This window comes from Mesorhizobium sp. M5C.F.Cr.IN.023.01.1.1, from assembly GCF_003997585.1.
In the GTDB taxonomy this organism is placed as follows: Bacteria; Pseudomonadota; Alphaproteobacteria; order Rhizobiales; family Rhizobiaceae; genus Mesorhizobium; species Mesorhizobium wenxiniae.
Genome location: NZ_RZSU01000037.1, coordinates 1 through 15,860, shown reverse-complemented (window position 1 = coordinate 15,860; position 15,860 = coordinate 1). Strand labels below are relative to the sequence as shown.

The 15,860-nt window shown below is 64.0% G+C and carries 13 protein-coding genes and 1 riboswitch; of the genes, 12 read left to right on the top strand and 1 reads right to left on the bottom strand.

The window, feature by feature from the left end; genetic code table 11:
* Positions 1–73: 73 nt before the first annotated feature.
* The 5 genes from EOA78_RS16665 to EOA78_RS16645 are packed head-to-tail and all read left to right on the top strand — an operon-like array spanning position 74 to position 6,215.
* Positions 74–733: a DUF2291 family protein gene (locus EOA78_RS16665; RefSeq protein WP_127316070.1), complete on the top strand. Its 660-nt coding sequence runs from the start codon at positions 74–76 to the stop codon at positions 731–733.
* Complete coding sequence (locus tag EOA78_RS16660) at positions 730–2,286, top strand: sugar ABC transporter ATP-binding protein (RefSeq protein ID WP_127316069.1); 1,557 nt, start codon at positions 730–732, stop codon at positions 2,284–2,286. The genes EOA78_RS16665 and EOA78_RS16660 overlap by 4 nt, the downstream gene beginning before the upstream one ends.
* Positions 2,279–3,343 (top strand): ABC transporter permease, encoded by a 1,065-nt coding sequence (locus EOA78_RS16655; RefSeq protein ID WP_127316068.1) that lies wholly within the window; start codon positions 2,279–2,281, stop codon positions 3,341–3,343. Before EOA78_RS16660 ends, EOA78_RS16655 begins: the two co-directional genes overlap by 8 nt.
* The gene (locus EOA78_RS16650) at positions 3,343–4,380 is read left to right on the top strand and encodes a Gfo/Idh/MocA family oxidoreductase (protein ID WP_127316067.1); all 1,038 of its coding nucleotides are present in this window, start codon (positions 3,343–3,345) and stop codon (positions 4,378–4,380) included. The genes EOA78_RS16655 and EOA78_RS16650 overlap by 1 nt, the downstream gene beginning before the upstream one ends.
* On the top strand, positions 4,377–6,215 hold the full coding sequence (locus EOA78_RS16645) for a hypothetical protein (protein WP_127316066.1): 1,839 nt from the start codon (positions 4,377–4,379) through the stop codon (positions 6,213–6,215). Before EOA78_RS16650 ends, EOA78_RS16645 begins: the two co-directional genes overlap by 4 nt.
* A 2-nt stretch (positions 6,216–6,217) precedes the next feature.
* Here EOA78_RS16645 and EOA78_RS16640 read toward each other — a convergent pair whose 3' ends face one another.
* Positions 6,218–6,931 carry a transcriptional regulator NanR gene (locus EOA78_RS16640; RefSeq protein ID WP_127316065.1) on the bottom strand — a complete coding sequence of 238 codons (714 nt, stop codon included), beginning with the start codon at positions 6,929–6,931 and terminating at the stop codon, positions 6,218–6,220.
* Between the two features lie 143 nt (positions 6,932–7,074).
* Here EOA78_RS16640 and oiaX point away from each other — a divergent pair, with 143 nt between their 5' ends.
* The 7 genes from oiaX to EOA78_RS16605 all read left to right on the top strand — a co-directional run bounded on the left by oiaX (position 7,075) and on the right by EOA78_RS16605 (position 15,704).
* Entirely contained in the window at positions 7,075–8,325 is a 1,251-nt protein-coding gene (oiaX, locus tag EOA78_RS16635) for a 3-oxo-isoapionate-4-phosphate decarboxylase OiaX (RefSeq protein WP_127316064.1), read from the top strand.
* Positions 8,326–8,337: 12 nt separating this feature from the next.
* A complete protein-coding gene (locus EOA78_RS16630) occupies positions 8,338–9,672 on the top strand; it encodes a four-carbon acid sugar kinase family protein (RefSeq protein WP_127316063.1) in 1,335 nt (444 codons plus the stop codon).
* A 167-nt stretch (positions 9,673–9,839) separates the two neighbouring features.
* Complete coding sequence (locus EOA78_RS16625; protein ID WP_127316100.1) at positions 9,840–10,724, top strand: AraC family transcriptional regulator; 885 nt, start codon at positions 9,840–9,842, stop codon at positions 10,722–10,724.
* Positions 10,725–10,814: 90 nt separating this feature from the next.
* Positions 10,815–11,474: a 2Fe-2S iron-sulfur cluster-binding protein gene (locus tag EOA78_RS16620; RefSeq protein WP_127316062.1), complete on the top strand. Its 660-nt coding sequence runs from the start codon at positions 10,815–10,817 to the stop codon at positions 11,472–11,474.
* A 3-nt stretch (positions 11,475–11,477) separates the two neighbouring features.
* Entirely contained in the window at positions 11,478–12,464 is a 987-nt protein-coding gene (locus EOA78_RS16615; RefSeq protein WP_127316061.1) for a xanthine dehydrogenase family protein subunit M, read from the top strand.
* A 9-nt stretch (positions 12,465–12,473) separates the two neighbouring features.
* Positions 12,474–14,762 (top strand): xanthine dehydrogenase family protein molybdopterin-binding subunit, encoded by a 2,289-nt coding sequence (locus tag EOA78_RS16610; protein WP_127316060.1) that lies wholly within the window; start codon positions 12,474–12,476, stop codon positions 14,760–14,762.
* A gap of 124 nt (positions 14,763–14,886) precedes the next feature.
* Positions 14,887–15,135, top strand: a riboswitch (FMN riboswitch).
* Positions 15,136–15,212: 77 nt separating this feature from the next.
* Positions 15,213–15,704, top strand: coding sequence for a 6,7-dimethyl-8-ribityllumazine synthase (locus EOA78_RS16605; protein WP_127316059.1), 492 nt, complete (start codon positions 15,213–15,215; stop codon positions 15,702–15,704).
* Positions 15,705–15,860: the final 156 nt, after the last annotated feature.

The following is a 15,860-nucleotide window of genomic DNA, read 5'->3' as shown; positions in this document are numbered from 1 at the left end:
GGTGTGACATCAATCGCAAGGGACGAGCTTCCGGCTCGTCCCTTGCTTCCATTTACTGGGTGCCCTGACCGCCATGCCGAACAAGCCGACATGTTCGATCCTCGCTGCGCCGATCCTTGCCGTGACCGTCGGCGTCAGCCTGACCGCCTGCAAGATCCTTCCGACACCGTCAGCGGAAAACGGCGGCAACCCTCCGGCCTTCAATGCGGACAAGATGGTCGGCGATATCTGGGCTGCCAAGGCGGTGCCCTATCTCCAGCAGAAGGCCGGGCCATTTTCCGAGGTTCACGCCCTGGCGAAAGCCGATCCAGCGGCTGCCGGCGCCAAGTATGGCAATCCGAAGAAGCAGGCGAATTCGCCATGGACCATCTCGGTTCGCCTCGAAGGCAAGATTGTTGCGGCGAATACACAGTCACGCGCGGCAACCATGGATGTCGATGCCGACGGCGACGGCAAGGCGGATGCGCGGGTGCAGATCGGACCCGCAATGCGTGGCACCGCGCTGCGCGACAGTCTCGACTTCATCCAGTTCAACGATTTCACCAACCAGATCGACTTCGCCCAGTTCGGCAAGGCGTTCAACATCTACGCCGACAAGACGGTGCTTTCCAAGCTGCCGCGCGACGCGCTGGAGGGCCGGAGCGTCAGGGTTGTCGGCGCCTATGTCATCGGCAGCGGCCAGGACCTGCCGCTGGTGACGCCGGCGGAGGCAGAGATCGGGCCGAAGCCATGACTGCCGCCACCGATGACGATGTCATCCTGACGCTGGAAGACGTCTCCAAGGTCTATTCGGGCACCGTCGCGGTCAAGCGCGCGAATTTCGAGGTGCGCAAGGGCGCGGTCAACGTGCTGGTCGGCGAAAACGGCGCCGGCAAATCGACGCTGATGAAGATCATCGCCGGCGTCGAGCAGCCGACGCTCGGCCGCATAATCCTGGAGGGCGAAGAGGTTTCCTTCTCCTCATCCGGGGACGCGGTGAATCGCGGCATCGGCATGGTGTTTCAGGAGCTGAACCTGTTCGGCAACCTGACGGTCGCAGAAAATATTTTTGCCACCCGCGAGATCACCAACCGGTTCCGCAAGATCGACAGCCGACAACAGGAGCGCCGCGCGGCGGAATTCCTCGAGCGGCTGGAAGCCGGCATCCGGCCGGACATGCTGGTCGAGGATTTGCGTATCGGCCAGCAGCAGCTGGTCGAGATTGCCAAGGCGGTTTCGCTCGATGCGCGCATCCTGATCATGGACGAACCGACCTCGGCGCTGAGCGCGGCGGAAGTCGAGATCCTGTTCAAGGTGATTGCCGACCTCAAGGCGCGCGGCGTGGCGATCGTCTACATCTCGCACCGGCTCGAGGAACTGATCCGCATCGGCGACTACATCACCGTGCTGCGCGACGGGCGGATCACCGGCCAGGAGAAGATGAAAAACGTCGACACGCAATGGATCGTGCGGCAGATGATCGGCTCGGACGCCAAGGACTTCGCCAAGGCCGACGGCCATGTTCCGGGCGAAGAGATATTCCGCGCCGAGGACATCTGCCTGCCGCGCGTGACCGGCGGGCTTGCGGTCGATCACGTCTCGCTGTCGCTGCGCGCCGGCGAGATTCTCGGCATATACGGCCTGATGGGCGCCGGACGCAGCGAGCTGTTCGACTGCATCATGGGACGCCATAGCCATGCCACCGGAGCGATCTTCATCGCCGGCAAAAAGATCAGAGAGCGCGACACGACACGGCGGATCCGGCGCGGGCTGGCGCTGATCCCCGAGGACCGCCAGCGCGAAGGGCTGGTGTCGATCCTCTCGGTCGCCAGCAACCTGACGCTGGCCAGCCTGTCGCGGTTTGTCCGCCTGTTCCATATCCGTGGCGCCAAGGAAAACCAGGCGGTGACGCAGATGGTGCGGGAGCTGGCGATCAAGGTCGCCAATCCGGCGCAAGAGGTCTCGTCGCTGTCGGGCGGCAACCAGCAGAAGGTGGTCATCGGCAAGGCGCTGCTCACCGGACCCAAGGTGCTGCTGATGGATGAACCGAGCCGCGGCATCGATGTCGGCGCCAAGGCCGACGTCTTCCGCACCATGCGCAAACTGTCCCGCGACGGACTGGGCATACTTTTCGCCACCTCGGATCTCGACGAGGTGATGGCGCTGTCCGACCGGATCGCGGTGATGAGCAATGGAAAACTGACCGGCATGTTCGATCGCGCCGAGGCGACGGAGGCGGCACTTGTCGCCGCATCGGCGCTTGGCCACGGACCGGTCCCGCACACGGAGAGCCACGCCCATGACTGACATCCCGGCCAAGGCCTCAGTTGCCTCCGCCTCGAGCGGCTCCGTCCTGCTGACGCTGATGAAGGCGAGGACGTTCATTGCGTTGATCGCCGTCCTGATCTTCTTCTCGATCGCGGCACCGAATTTCCTGTCGGCCGCCAACCTGATCCTGATGTCGAAGCACGTGGCGCTGAACGCCTTCCTCGCCATGGGCATGACCTTCGTCATCATCACCGGAGGCATCGACCTTTCGGTTGGCTCGATCGTCGGCCTGTGCGGCATGGTCGCCGGCTATCTCGTGCTCAACGGCATCGACCTGCAGGTCGGCTATACGATCTATTTCAACGTCTTCGAAATCGCACTGATCACGTTGGCGGTCGGCATATTGATCGGCGCCGTCAACGGATTGCTGATCACCAGGCTGAATGTCGCGCCGTTCATCGCCACGCTCGGCGTGCTCTATGTCGCACGCGGCCTGGCGCTGCTGTCGTCCGATGGCCGCACCTTCCCGAACCTTGTCGGCAAGCCCGATCTGGGTACGACCGGGTTCGGCTTCCTCGGCGCCGGCCGGCTGCTCGGCCTGCCGGTTTCGATATGGTTACTTGTCGTCGTAGCACTTGGGGCGGCCTATCTCGCCAAATACACCCCCCTCGGCCGCCACATCTTCGCCGTCGGTGGCAACGAACGGGCGGCGCGGATTTCGGGCGTCAGGGTCAACATGGTGAAGATGTTCGTCTACATGTTCTCCGGCTTCTGCGCGGCGGTCGTCGGCCTGATCATCTCGTCCGAGCTGATGGCCTCGCATCCGGCGACCGGCGAGAGCTTCGAGCTCAACGCCATCGCAGCGGCGGTGCTCGGCGGCACCTCGATGTCGGGCGGCCGCGGCACGATCGGCGGCACCATTGTCGGTGCCTTCGTCATCGGCATTCTCTCCGACGGGCTGGTTATGATGGGGGTGAGCTCGTTCTGGCAGATGGTGATCAAGGGCCTTGTCATCATCGTCGCTGTCGTCGTCGACCAGGCGCAGCGCCGGCTGCAGAGCCGCGTGACGCTAATGCAGATGGCAAAGGCGGGCTGATGGCGGCGGAACTGCGTGGAGCGCTGATCGGCTGCGGCTTCTTTGCTGTCAACCAGATGCACGCCTGGCGCGACATCGCCGGTGCCTCGATCGTCGCCATCTGCGACCGCGATTCGGAACGGCTCAGGATAGTCGGCGACCAGTTCGGCATCACGCGGCGCTATACCGACGCGGCAGCACTTTTTGCCGGCGAAAGACTGGATTTCGTCGATATCGCCACCACCGCGCCGAGCCACCGTCCGCTTGTCGAGATGGCGGCGCGGCATCGCGTTCCGGCAATCTGCCAAAAGCCGTTCGCGCCGACGCTTGCCGACGCCAAGGCCATGGCGAAGGCCTGCTCTGACGCCGGCGTGCCGCTGATGGTGCATGAGAATTTTCGCTGGCAGTCGCCGATCCAGGCGGTGCGCGCCGTGCTCGACAGCGGAGAAATCGGCACACCCTTCTTCGGACGGATCTCGTTCCGCTCGGCCTATGACGTGTTCTCCGGCCAGCCCTATCTGGCGACGGGAAAGCGCTTCATCATCGAGGACCTCGGCATCCACAGTCTCGACATTGCCCGCTTTCTGCTGGGCGAAGTTTTGACGATCACGACACGAACCGCTCGCATTAATCCTGAGATCGCCGGCGAGGACGTCGCAACCATGCTGATGGACCACAAGAGCGGCGCAACGTCTGTGGTCGATTGCAGCTATGCGACCAAGCTCGCCACCGAGCCGTTTCCGCAGACGCTGGTCGAGATCGACGGCAGCGGCGGCACCATCCGGCTCGAGCAGGATTACCGGCTCACCGTCACCGGCAGGAACGGAACCGCGGTCAGCGACGTCTCGCCACCGCTGCTGCCATGGGCATCGCGACCATGGCACAACATCCAGGAAAGCGTCGTCGCCATCCAAAAGCACTGGGTCGATTGCCTGGCGAACGGGACCGAGCCGGCAACCTCGGGTGCGGACAATCTCAGGACATTGGCCCTGGTCGAGGCCGCCTATGCGGGCGCTGCGAGCCGTGAGCCGGTGCAGCTCGACACTTTGCTGAGATGACCGCCGACGCCTTCCTCCTCTATGGCACGCGCGCGGTCGAGGCCGAGCCGGTCAGGCTGCGCGCCGGCGCACTCAGCGCCGACTTTGTCAACGGCAATCTGCGCACCATCCGCCACGGCGGCATCGAAGTGCTGCGCACCATCGCTTATGTCATCAGGGACCGCGACTGGGGCACTTACGAGCCGGCGCTCACGGATCTAGTCATCGACCAGGGTGCCGACACTTTCTCCGTCAGCTATTCGGCAAGTTGCGTCGGACCAAAGGGAAGCCGGCTCGACTTTCGCGCGACGATCGAAGGTTCCGCCGACGGCCAGCTGGTTTTCGACGTGAGCGCGCGTCCCGAAGACGATTTCGAGACCAATCGCTGCGGCTTCTGCATCCTGCATCCGATCGCCGGCCTGGCCGGGGGCCCGATCACCGTCGAGCACACCGACGGCAGCGTGGTGGAAACGAAGCTTCCGCAGCTGATCGATCCCTGGCAGCCTTTCAAGGATTTGCGGGCGATCACCCATGAGGTCCGGCCCGGCGTCACCGCCGAATGCCGGATGGAAGGCGACGTGTTCGAGATGGAGGACCAGCGCAACTGGTCGGACGCGTCGTACAAGACCTATGTCCGGCCGCTCGCGCTGCCATGGCCCTATGTGCTGCCTGCCGGCGAGACTCTGCGCCAGACAATCAGCTTGCGCATCTCAGGCGACGTGAAGGCGCCGGCTGCCGCAACAGCCGCCGAATACATCCGCGTCGAGCTCGGCGAAGCCGGACCGGCACTACCGGATATCGGCATGATCATCTACCCGGATGAGGTCGAGGCGGCGCTGGCAAACCTTCCGACACTGTCCGCGCTTGGCCCGCAACAGCTGATGTTCCACTACGACCCGACGCGTGGCCACGGCCTCGAAGCCTTGCAGTCCTATGTCCGGCTCGCCGCAGCCCGCCCGGTCGATACGACGCTTGAATGCGTCGTTTCCTGCGTTGGCGATCTCGACGCTGAGCTTTCAGGCGTCGCCGATGCGGTGCGACAGGCCGGGCTGAAGCTCTCGGCCATCGCCGTTTCGCCCTCGGTCGACCGGCAGTCGACGCCGCCGGGAAGTGCATGGCCTGAATGTCCGCCGCTCGAGGACGTCTATGCCGCCGCGCGGCGCGCCTTTCCCGATATCCGACTCGGCGGCGGCATGTTCAGCTATTTCACTGAGTTGAACCGCAAGCGCGTTCCCGCCGATTTGCTCGATTTCGTCACCCACTGCACATGCCCGATCGTGCACGCCGCCGACGATCTCAGCGTCATGCAATCGCTGGAGGCGCTGCCTTTCATCACTGCATCGGTGCGGGCGATCTTCGGGCCAAAACACTACCGAATCGGCCCGTCGACCATCGCCATGCGGCAGAACCCCTATGGCGGTGCGACCAAGGCCAATCCGCACCGTCAGCGCATCGCAATGGCCGACCGGGATTCTCGCCATGCCGGCATGTTCGCGGCAGCATGGACGATCGGCTATGCCGCGCGCGTCGCCCCGGCCGGGCTGGAGATGCTCACGCTGTCCAGCTTCACCGGACCGTTCGGCGTGCTGGCGGCATCCGGGGAACCCGTCGGCGAAGGTGAACCCCGGCCGATTTTCGAGGCCATCAAGGGCCTTTGCGAACTGGCCGGCTTCAGGCACATAGCGGCGAGGACTAGCGATGAGACGCGGGTGCTCACGCTGGCCGGCCGTTCTCCCGCGGGCCAGACCGTCATGTGGCTGGCGAATCTGACGGCGAGCGAAGTGACGGTTGATATTTCCGGGTTCGAACGACGCCACCTTGTGATGCCGCCTTACGCGATCACCCGGATCGGGTGAAATCAGTTGCCGGAATTCATCACGTAGAGCGCGCGCGAGCGCTCGAGGTGCTTGATCATCGCCTTCTCGGCTCCGTCCGCATCCTTCTGCTCGATGCGCCCGATGATCTCTTCGTGCTCGGTCAGCGTGAAGTTTTCCTTGCCGGTCCAGATCAGCATCTCGGTGTGATATTCCTTCAGCCAGCCAAGCATCGCTTCGCTGACCGCGACATAAATCGGGTTGCCGGATATTGCCGCGATCTGGGTATGAAACTTCATGTCCGCGGATATGAAGGCCTCGGAATCGCCGCGAAAGCTCCGCTGTTCGGCTACGGTGGCCCGCAGCCGCTGAACGTCCTCTGCTGTGGCCTTTTCGGCGGCCTCCCTGACCATGCCGCGCTCGAAGAAGATGCGCGCGCTCTTGAGGTGTTCCAGCGTGTCCTTCGACGACGACAGGATGATCTTGGCCGCGCCGTCGACTTGTTTGATGATCGACTTGGCGGTCAGCTGAAGCACTTTCGCCCGCTCGCCGTGCGAGATCGCAACAAGACCCATATTGCTCAACGCCTGCATCGCTTCGCGGATCGCAGGCCTGCCGACCTCGAAGCGCTCCATCAGTTCGCGCTCCGACGGCATGTCGTCGCCTGGCTGCAATTCGCCGCTGGTGATCAGGCGCTTCAGCCTCAAAAATACTTCGTCGGAAAGCTTGCGCCGGACGATCGGCTCCGAACGGTTCATCGTCGCGAATCACTCCTTGATCGGTGTCTATTTAACATTGTCGCCACGATTGCCGGAATGCCTGCGCGAGAGCAGGATATCGCTTGCAATACTTATGTACTCATTATACCAGATTTCGAAGATCAGGGAACTTTTTTCGAGCTATGATCACCCTCACCTATCGCATCGAGACCTCGGCGAGCATCGAGGCGCTGGCGGCCAAGATCGCCAGCGATCAGTCGACCGGAACCTTCGTCGCGCTGCCCGGCGAGACCGAAGAGCTCAAGGCGCGGGTCGCGGCACGCGTCCTGGCGATACAGCATCTGCCGGACGCCGATTATCCATCGCTTCCCGAAGCCGGCGACGGGCCCTTCAAGCGCGCGGATGTCGAGATCGCGTTTCCGCTGGATGCCATCGGTACCGATCTTTCGGCGCTGATGACCATCGCCATCGGTGGCGCCTTTTCGATCAAGGGCCTGTCCGGCATCCGCGTCGTTGACATGAAGCTGCCGGATGAGTATCGCAGCGCCCATCCCGGTCCGCAATTCGGCGTCACCGGCAGCCGCCGACTGACCGGCGTGGAGAACCGCCCGATCATCGGGACGATCGTCAAGCCGGCGCTGGGGCTTCGACCGCGCGAAACGGCGGAGATGGTGGGTGAGCTGATCGCCGCCGGCGTCGATTTCATCAAGGACGACGAGAAGCTGATGAGCCCTGCCTATTCGCCCCTGTCGGAACGGGTGAAGGCGATCATGCCGCTCGTCCTCGACCATGAGCAGAAGACCGGTAAAAAGGTCATGTATGCCTTCGGCATCTCGCATGCCGATCCTGACGAGATGATGCGCAACCACGATCTGGTGGCGAAGGCCGGCGGCAATTGCGCTGTGGTCAACATCAACTCCGTCGGCTTCGGCGGCATGGCTTTCCTCAGAAAGCGCTCCAGCCTGGTGATCCACGCCCACCGCAACGGCTGGGACATTCTCACCCGTCACCCCGGGCTTGGCATGGATTTCAAGGTCTGGCAGCAGTTCTGGCGGCTGCTCGGCGTCGATCAATTCCAGATCAATGGCATCGCCTCGAAATATTGGGAGCCGGACTGGTCATTCGTCGAATCGTTCAAGGCGGTGACCACGCCGATCTTTTCGCCTGATGATTGCGCATTGCCGGTCGCCGGTTCGGGCCAGTGGGGCGGACAGGCCCCCGAAACCTTTGAGCGAACCGGCCGAACGGTCGATCTTCTCTATCTCTGCGGCGGCGGCATCGTCAGCCACCCGGACGGGCCGGGTGCCGGCGTGCGCGCCGTGCAGCAAGCCTGGCGGGCGGCGGTCGATGGCATACCGCTGGCGAAGTTCGCCTTGAGCCATCCCGAACTGGCGCGGTCGATCGAGAAATTCGGCGACGGCAAAGCCGCCTGAGCAAAGCGCGCCATGCAAAACCTGCTTCTCAGTTATTATGGCGACGACCTCACCGGCTCGACCGACGTCATGGAGGCGCTCGAGCTCGGCGGTGTGCCGACCGTGCTGTTCATGCGCCAGCCGGACGAGCCCCTGCTTTCGCAGTTCAGGCATTGCCGCGCCGTCGGCCTGGCCGGCACCAGCCGCAGCGAGACGCCGCAATGGATGGACGGACATCTGCGGGACGCCTTCGCCTGGCTGAAGACCCTGAATGCCGAGATCTGCCACTACAAGGTCTGCTCGACCTTCGATTCCAGTCCGGCGATCGGCAGCATCGGCCGGGCGATCGAGATTGGCCGCTCGGTTTTCAGCCAGGAAAGCGTGCCGCTGGTGGTCGGCGCGCCGCAGCTCAAGCGCTACACCGCCTTCGGCCATCTGTTCGCGGCCTACCGCGACAAATATTTCCGTATCGATCGCCATCCCGTGATGAGCCGCCACCCGATCACCCCGATGGATGAATCCGATTTGCTGATCCATCTGTCGCGGCAGACAGACCTCACCTCGGGACTGGTCGACCTCGCGACGCTGCAGTCGGCGTCCCGATCGGAAGCGTTCGATCGCCTGATCGAAAATGCTAGTGACATTGTGCTTGTCGATGTCGACAGCCTGGAAAGTCAGGCACTGGCCGGCAAGGAGATATGGCGCGTTCGCAGTCCGGGCGGCACTTTCGTCGTCGGCTCTTCCGGGATCGAGTATGCGCTGCTGGCCGAATGGGCGTCTAACGGAACCGTCAGTGCCGAGTCCAGCATTTCGCCGCCGGGTGCAGCCGACCGGATCGCGGTGGTCTCGGGCAGTTGTTCGCCGACAACGGAACGACAGATCCGGCATGCTTTAACGGACGGTTTCGATGGGATCGAGGTGGACCCTGTCGAACTGATCTCAGAGGATTCCGACAAGGCGATCGCTCGCGCGGCAGCAAGCGGTCGCGCCAGTCTGGAGGCCGGGCGCAGCGTCGTCCTCTACACGGCGCTTGGACCAGCAGCCGACCGCGGCGCCGAAATCGACCGGCAGTCAGGCGCCCGCCACAAGCTTGGCCGCGGCCTCGGCGAACTTCTTCGCGAGCTGACGATCGAACAAAAATTGCAGCGCGTGGTCATCGCCGGCGGCGACACGTCGAGCCATGCACTCGGCCAGATGGGCGTCGATGCGCTGACGGTGCGGATGCCGCTGCCCGCCTCGCCTGGCTCGCCGCTTTGCGTCGCCCACTCGCGCGTCAAGGCGATCGAAGGATTGGAGGTCGCGCTCAAGGGTGGCCAGGTCGGAACCGATCGCTATTTCTGCGCCATCCGCGATGGGCTCGGCGTTTGACAGGAAGGCGCTTGATCTTCCTGATCTCACGAGTTTTTGAACACGGCGCGGTTACCAACGCACGATGCCTGTCCCACATAAGCCGCCATATGCGTAGCGGCGGGGCGGCGCAAGCGCTCAAGCCGGGGCTGACCACGGCTCCGCGAGTGAACCAGCGGGATGCCGCGATGTCATTCAGACCGTTGCTTGGTGACGGACGGATTCGGAGCCAAGAGGAGAAGTCGGAGCCCCTGCATACCGCGTCGTGGGTCAGCTCCTCGATCGTTTTCGATAATCGGCGGTGGGCGTGCCGGGAGGCGGAACTCCGCTGGACGGCGCCTCATCATCTGATCGTGCTGACCGAAGAAGGCGGAACGTCCCATACATCTATCCGGCACGAGGCAGGATCCCTCTACGACGGAATGGATCGTCCCGGAGCCCTCACCTTCGTCCCCGCGGGCGCGGAGCGGCTCGGCTTCTATCGCGATGTAAACCTCTCCTATTCAGCCTTGTGGATCGATCCCGATATCGGGCTTCCCGGATGCGAACGCCTGAGAGATTTGCCGATCCTGGTGAACAAGGAAGACGCGGTCATCGCCACGCTCCTGAGTTCGCTTCGCGACGAGATGGCACTCGGTCATAAGCCGGACACGGCCTATGTCGAGCATCTGGTCGCCCTCGTCAGCCTCCGCGTGGCCAACCTGAACCGGGATCAACACGCGTCTGTACGTCAGGGCTGTCTCAGCCGCCGGGCGCTTGGTCGAGTCCGGGATCATATCAATGCACATGTGAACTCCGACATTTCGCTAAGCGAGCTTGCAGCCGTCGCGGATATGGCCGTCGACAGTTTTGCCCGCCGCTTCAAGGCGACGACCGGCCTTGCACCCTATGCCTATGTGATCGAGGAACGGGTGCGGCGAGCGGAAATGCTGCTGCGCGAAACGGGTTTGTCGATCGGCACCATTGCCTTTCGGCTCGGCTTCTCAAGCCAGAGCCACTTCACCACGACCTTCCGGCGTCTCAGGGGCACGACGCCTCGGGTCTATCGGGTGAATTCTTCTCCGGAATCCTGACATTGCCGCCGATTTCTTGAAAGAAAGCCGCCGCGTGGACCCCCACCTCCAGTGTCGATGAGTGACAGAACTGCGACTGGGAGATCATGCATGGCCAAAACAGACAGCAGGAGCGGGCCGACGCGTCGCACGGTGCTGGAGGGCGGAGTGGCAACCGGCGTCCTCCTGGCTACCGGTATACCGGTTGACGCCGAGCCGGCCGACAGCGTCACGGCGGCCGCCTCGCCCACGCCGGTACCGACGATGCCGATGTCCCTACGGATCAATGCGAAGGATTTTGCCGTCGAGCTCGACCCGCGGACGACGCTGCTCGACGCCCTGCGCAACCATCTCGGTCTCACCGGCTCGAAGAAAGGCTGCGACCACGGCCAGTGTGGCGCATGCACGGTGCTCGTCGACGGGCGCCGGATCAATTCCTGCCTGACGCTTGCCGCAATGCATGAAGGCGACGAGATCACCACGGTCGAGGGCCTTGCCGAGGGCGACCGGCTGCACCCGGTGCAGGCCGCCTTCGTCGCCCGCGATGGTTTCCAGTGCGGATATTGCACGCCGGGCCAGATCTGCTCCGCGGTCGGTATGCTGGGCGAGGCCAGGGCCGGCTGGCCGAGCCACGCGAGCGCTGACGTGGCGGCGGCTTCTGTCGCTCTCACCGATGCCGAGATCCGCGAGCGGATGAGCGGCAACATCTGCCGTTGTGCCGCTTATCCGAACATTGTCGCTGCAATCCGCGACGCGGCAGAGGAGGCGTGAGCAATGCAATCCTTCACGTATGAACGTGCGGCAAATGCCGAGCAGGCAGCCGCCGCGGTTGCGGCCCGGCCGGGCGCCAAGTTCATCAGCGGCGGCACCAATCTGCTCGACCTGATGAAGCTCGAGATCGAGCGCCCAGCGCATCTCGTCGACATCAGCCGGCTGCCATTCGATCGGATCGAGGAGACGGCGGAAGGCGGGCTTCGGGTCGGCGCCCAGGTCCGCAACAGCGATCTCGCCGCCGATCCGCGGGTGAGGTCACGCTACCCAATGCTCACGCAAGCGCTGCTGGCGGGAGCGTCCGGCCAGATACGCAACAAGGCCTCGACCAGCGGCAATCTCCTGCAGCGAACGCGCTGCCCCTACTTCTACGATCGCAACATGCCTTGCAACAAGCGCGAGCCGGGTTCGGGCTGCGCGGCGCTTCAGGGCTTCAATCGCATGCACGCCGTACTTGGCGCGAGCGAAGCCTGCATCGCGGTGCATCCCTCCGACATGGCGGTCGCCATGTCCGGGCTCGACGCCAGGATCGAGACCATATCGCCCGGCGGCGAGACCCGCACGATCCCGATCGACGATTTCCATCGATTGCCCGAGGCGATGCCCCATGTGGAGACCGTGCTCGGCCACGGCGAGATGATCGCCGCGGTCACCCTGCCGCCGCCGCCGCCCGGCCGGCAGGTTTACCGCAAGGTGCGCGACCGTGCCTCTTACGCCTTCGCGCTGGTGTCGGTGGCAGCAATCGTCGAGAAAAGCGGCGACCGTGTCCTAAGCGCTCGGATCGCCATGGGCGGCGTGGCAGCGAAGCCCTGGCGCGCATCGGAGGCGGAGCGAACGCTCGCAGGAGCGGCGGCGTCCGACGGCGCCTTTACCGATGCGGCCGAAGCCGCGCTCGCCGGAGCCGTCGGATATGGCGGCAATGATTTCAAGATCCCGCTGGCGAAACGGACGATGCGGCACACGCTCGCTGCCGCCGTCGAGAGTGCGTGAGGTGACACGATGACAGAGACGAAGACCAGCGAAAACCGCCCTTCCGAAACACGCGATGGCATCATCGGGCGCCCAATCGACCGCATCGACGGTCCGCTCAAAGTGACAGGGGGCGCCACCTACGCCTACGAGAATGCGCTGGACGGAACAGCCTATGGCTATATTCTCGGTGCCGCCGTCGCCAAGGGGCGCATCGCCGAGATCGACACGGCCGAGGCCGAACGGACGCCGGCAGTCCTGCTCATCATGACGCACCGGAATGCGCCGGCCCAGCCGGATTTCGGCCCGGCGGTCACGCCGACCGTGCCGGAGGTCTTCACCCGCGCCCGGCCCGCGCTCAACAGCGAGCGGGTGCGGTATTACGATGAGCCCGTCGCGCTGGTCGTCGCGGAGACGTTCGAGGCGGCACGCGCTGCGGCGAGCCTCATCAAAGTGCGCTACGACGAGGAGCCGGGTCTCTACGATTTGCCGGGGCGTGTGGCCGACGCCTATGCACCGAAGCGGACCAACGCCGGCTTCGAGACCGACAGCGTGGTCGGCGACTTCGAGAGCGCCTTTGCGGCGGCTCCGGTCAAGATCGATGCTACTTACCGGACCCCCTTCGAACATCACAATCCGATGGAGCCCCATGCGACGCTCGCCGCCTGGTCAGGCAACGAGCTGACGATCCATACATCGGCGCAGACACTCGCGAACTTCCGGGCTGGGATCGCCAGCACGCTTCGCATCCCGCCCGAGCGTGTGCGTATCGTGAGCCCCTTCATCGGCGGAGGCTTCGGCTCCAAGCTGATTGCCCATTCCGATACAATCCTGGCCGCGCTTGCAGCGCAGGTCCTGCAGCGTCCCGTTAAGATCGCGCTGACGCGACAGCAGATGTTCGCCAATGCCGGTCACCGCGCAGAGATGATCCAACAGGTACGTCTCGGCGCGGACGCCGACGGGCGGCTCACCGGGATCGCGCACGATGTCTGGTCGGCAACGTCCAGCTTCGAGGAGTACTGCGAGCAAACGGCGGTTTTTGCCCGCTCGCTCTATGCGGCGCCGAACCGTCTCACCCGCCATCGCCTGGTTCCGCTGGATATCAACCGCGGCGAATGGATGCGCTCACCCGGTGAAGCGCCCGGCATGCTGGCCTTCGAATGCGCCATGGATGAGCTCGCCGAGCGGCTCGGCCTGGACCCGATCGAACTCAGGACCCGCAACGAACCGGCGCAGGATCCCGAGCGCGGCGTGCCGTTCTCCACCCGCAATCTCGTGGCCTGCATGGAGGAAGGCGCCCGCCGCTTCGGTTGGGAGCGGAGAGACCCGACACCCGGCCGCACCCGAGAGGGCCGGAAGCTCATCGGCTGCGGCATGGCGGCGGCGATCCGTCCGAACTACATCGGCGCGGCGACGGCGCGGGTTGCGATCGACCGGCACGGTCGGGTGACGGCGCGGCTCGACATGACCGATATCGGGACCGGCACTTATACGATCCTGACCCAGATCGCCGCGGAGAGCCTCGGCGTGCCGATCTCGTCCGTCAAAGTGGAGCTCGGCGACAGCCGCTTCCCGCGTACGGCCGGCTCCGGCGGTTCCTGGGGCGCGGCAAGCGCGGGTTCGGCGCTGCATAACGCCTGCAACGCCCTCAAGCAACGGATCCTGGAGGCGGCGCGGTCGAGCGAAGCCTCGCCATTGCGCGGCGCGAACGCCACCGAGGCAAGCTTTGCCGACAGCGAAGTCAGGTTCGGCCAGCGGTCGGCAGGCCTGGCCGACCTCATCCGGAGGATCGCTCCCGACGGGCTCGAGGCCGAAGGCTCCGTAGCCGCAGGCGCTACCACCCAGTCATACAAGGCTTATTCGCAGCATTCCTATGGAGCGCATTTCGCCGAGGTCGCAGTCGATTGCGATACCGGTGAGATCCGCATGCGCCGGATGCTGGCTGTGATGGGCGCGGGCCGTATCCTCAACGCCAAGACCGCGCGCTCGCAAATCATCGGCGGCATGACCTGGGGGATCGGTGCCGCGCTGATGGAGCAGACGGTGCTCGACCCGCGCTACGGCCACTTCGTCAATCACGACCTTGCGGAGTATCACGTCCCAATCAATGGCGACGTCCCCGAGATGGAGGTCGTCTTCCTCGAGGAACATGACGATAAGGCCAATCCACTCGGCGCGAAGGGTCTCGGCGAGCTCGGCGTCTGCGGTGCGGGGGCTGCTATCGCCAACGCCATTTACAACGCGACCGGTGTGCGAGTGCGTGAATTTCCCATCACCTTGGACAAGGTGCTGCCGGCCTTGCCCGTGATCGCCCTTTAACGCAGGCAACGTATCAGCTCCCCTGCCCTCAGGGTGATCAGGTATCGGAACGGATCGCTATTCCTGCGCCATCCGCAACGACGTTGGTTGACAGCGCTATCCGGCCCTTCCATACAAACGCCGTCAATGTTCTCAGGGCGGGGTGAAAGTCCCCACCGGCGGTAAGGGTCTCGGCCCAAGCCCGCGAGCGCTTTCCGGTCACCGCATCGGCCCGAAAATCAGAACTGATTTTCGGAAAGCACGATGCGGAGATTCAAGGTGCTAGAGCGTCCTTTGCGCGTCCAAAAGGACGCGCGTCGCTCTAGTGGAGGGGTCAGCAGATCCGGTGTGATTCCGGAGCCGACGGTCACAGTCCGGATGGAAGAGAACGAAATGGAACACGGTCCGCTTTTGCGGCTCGGACTCCGTATCGTGCGTCCTGATTCTGGATCGAAACGGAAGGATGGACCCATGAATCAGCATTCCCAGAAAGATTATGAAACGATCCGCGTCGCCGTCATTCGCGCGCGCTGGCACGCCGACATCGTCGACCAGTGCGTTGAAGCGTTCGAGGCGGAACTGGCCGTTCTCGGAGAGAAACGCTTTGCCGTCGATGTCTTCGATGTGCCGGGCGCCTATGAGATTCCCTTGCATGCAAAGACCTTGGCCCTGACCGGCCGCTATGCAGCGATCCTCGGCGCGGCGTTTGTCGTCAATGGCGGCATCTATCGGCATGAATTCGTGGCGAGCGCTGTCATCGACGGCATGATGAACGTGCAACTGTCCACCGGCGTGCCGGTGCTTTCGGCGGTGCTCACCCCGCACAACTACCATGACGGCGCGGACCATCACCACTTCTTCTTCGAGCACTTCAAGGTCAAGGGCAAAGAGGCAGCCAATGCCTGCATGCAGATCCTGGCCGCGCGGGAGCGTATCGCCGCTGAAATGTCCGTCACCGGGTAGAAATCCCGGTAACGCGCTGTACTATTTGCGAAAATACCGAAATCGGGAGGATGCAGGTGCAGACCAAGAAGATCATCAACGACGGCAACCGCACTGTCGACGAGATGCTGGAGGGCATCCTGGCCGCGCATCCCCGCCATCTCAAAAGCGCTGTGG

Coding starts and splice junctions, on each gene's coding strand:
- EOA78_RS16640 (WP_127316065.1), bottom strand. CDS start 6,931: ATGAACCGTTCGGAGCCGATCGTCCGGCGCAAGCTTTCCGACGAAGTA.
- EOA78_RS16630 (WP_127316063.1), top strand. CDS start 8,338: ATGCAAAACCTGCTTCTCAGTTATTATGGCGACGACCTCACCGGCTCG.
- EOA78_RS16615 (WP_127316061.1), top strand. CDS start 11,478: ATGCAATCCTTCACGTATGAACGTGCGGCAAATGCCGAGCAGGCAGCC.
- oiaX (WP_127316064.1), top strand. CDS start 7,075: ATGATCACCCTCACCTATCGCATCGAGACCTCGGCGAGCATCGAGGCG.
- EOA78_RS16650 (WP_127316067.1), top strand. CDS start 3,343: ATGGCGGCGGAACTGCGTGGAGCGCTGATCGGCTGCGGCTTCTTTGCT.
- EOA78_RS16610 (WP_127316060.1), top strand. CDS start 12,474: ATGACAGAGACGAAGACCAGCGAAAACCGCCCTTCCGAAACACGCGAT.
- EOA78_RS16655 (WP_127316068.1), top strand. CDS start 2,279: ATGACTGACATCCCGGCCAAGGCCTCAGTTGCCTCCGCCTCGAGCGGC.
- EOA78_RS16625 (WP_127316100.1), top strand. CDS start 9,840: ATGTCATTCAGACCGTTGCTTGGTGACGGACGGATTCGGAGCCAAGAG.
- EOA78_RS16660 (WP_127316069.1), top strand. CDS start 730: ATGACTGCCGCCACCGATGACGATGTCATCCTGACGCTGGAAGACGTC.
- EOA78_RS16645 (WP_127316066.1), top strand. CDS start 4,377: ATGACCGCCGACGCCTTCCTCCTCTATGGCACGCGCGCGGTCGAGGCC.
- EOA78_RS16665 (WP_127316070.1), top strand. CDS start 74: ATGCCGAACAAGCCGACATGTTCGATCCTCGCTGCGCCGATCCTTGCC.
- EOA78_RS16605 (WP_127316059.1), top strand. CDS start 15,213: ATGAATCAGCATTCCCAGAAAGATTATGAAACGATCCGCGTCGCCGTC.
- EOA78_RS16620 (WP_127316062.1), top strand. CDS start 10,815: ATGGCCAAAACAGACAGCAGGAGCGGGCCGACGCGTCGCACGGTGCTG.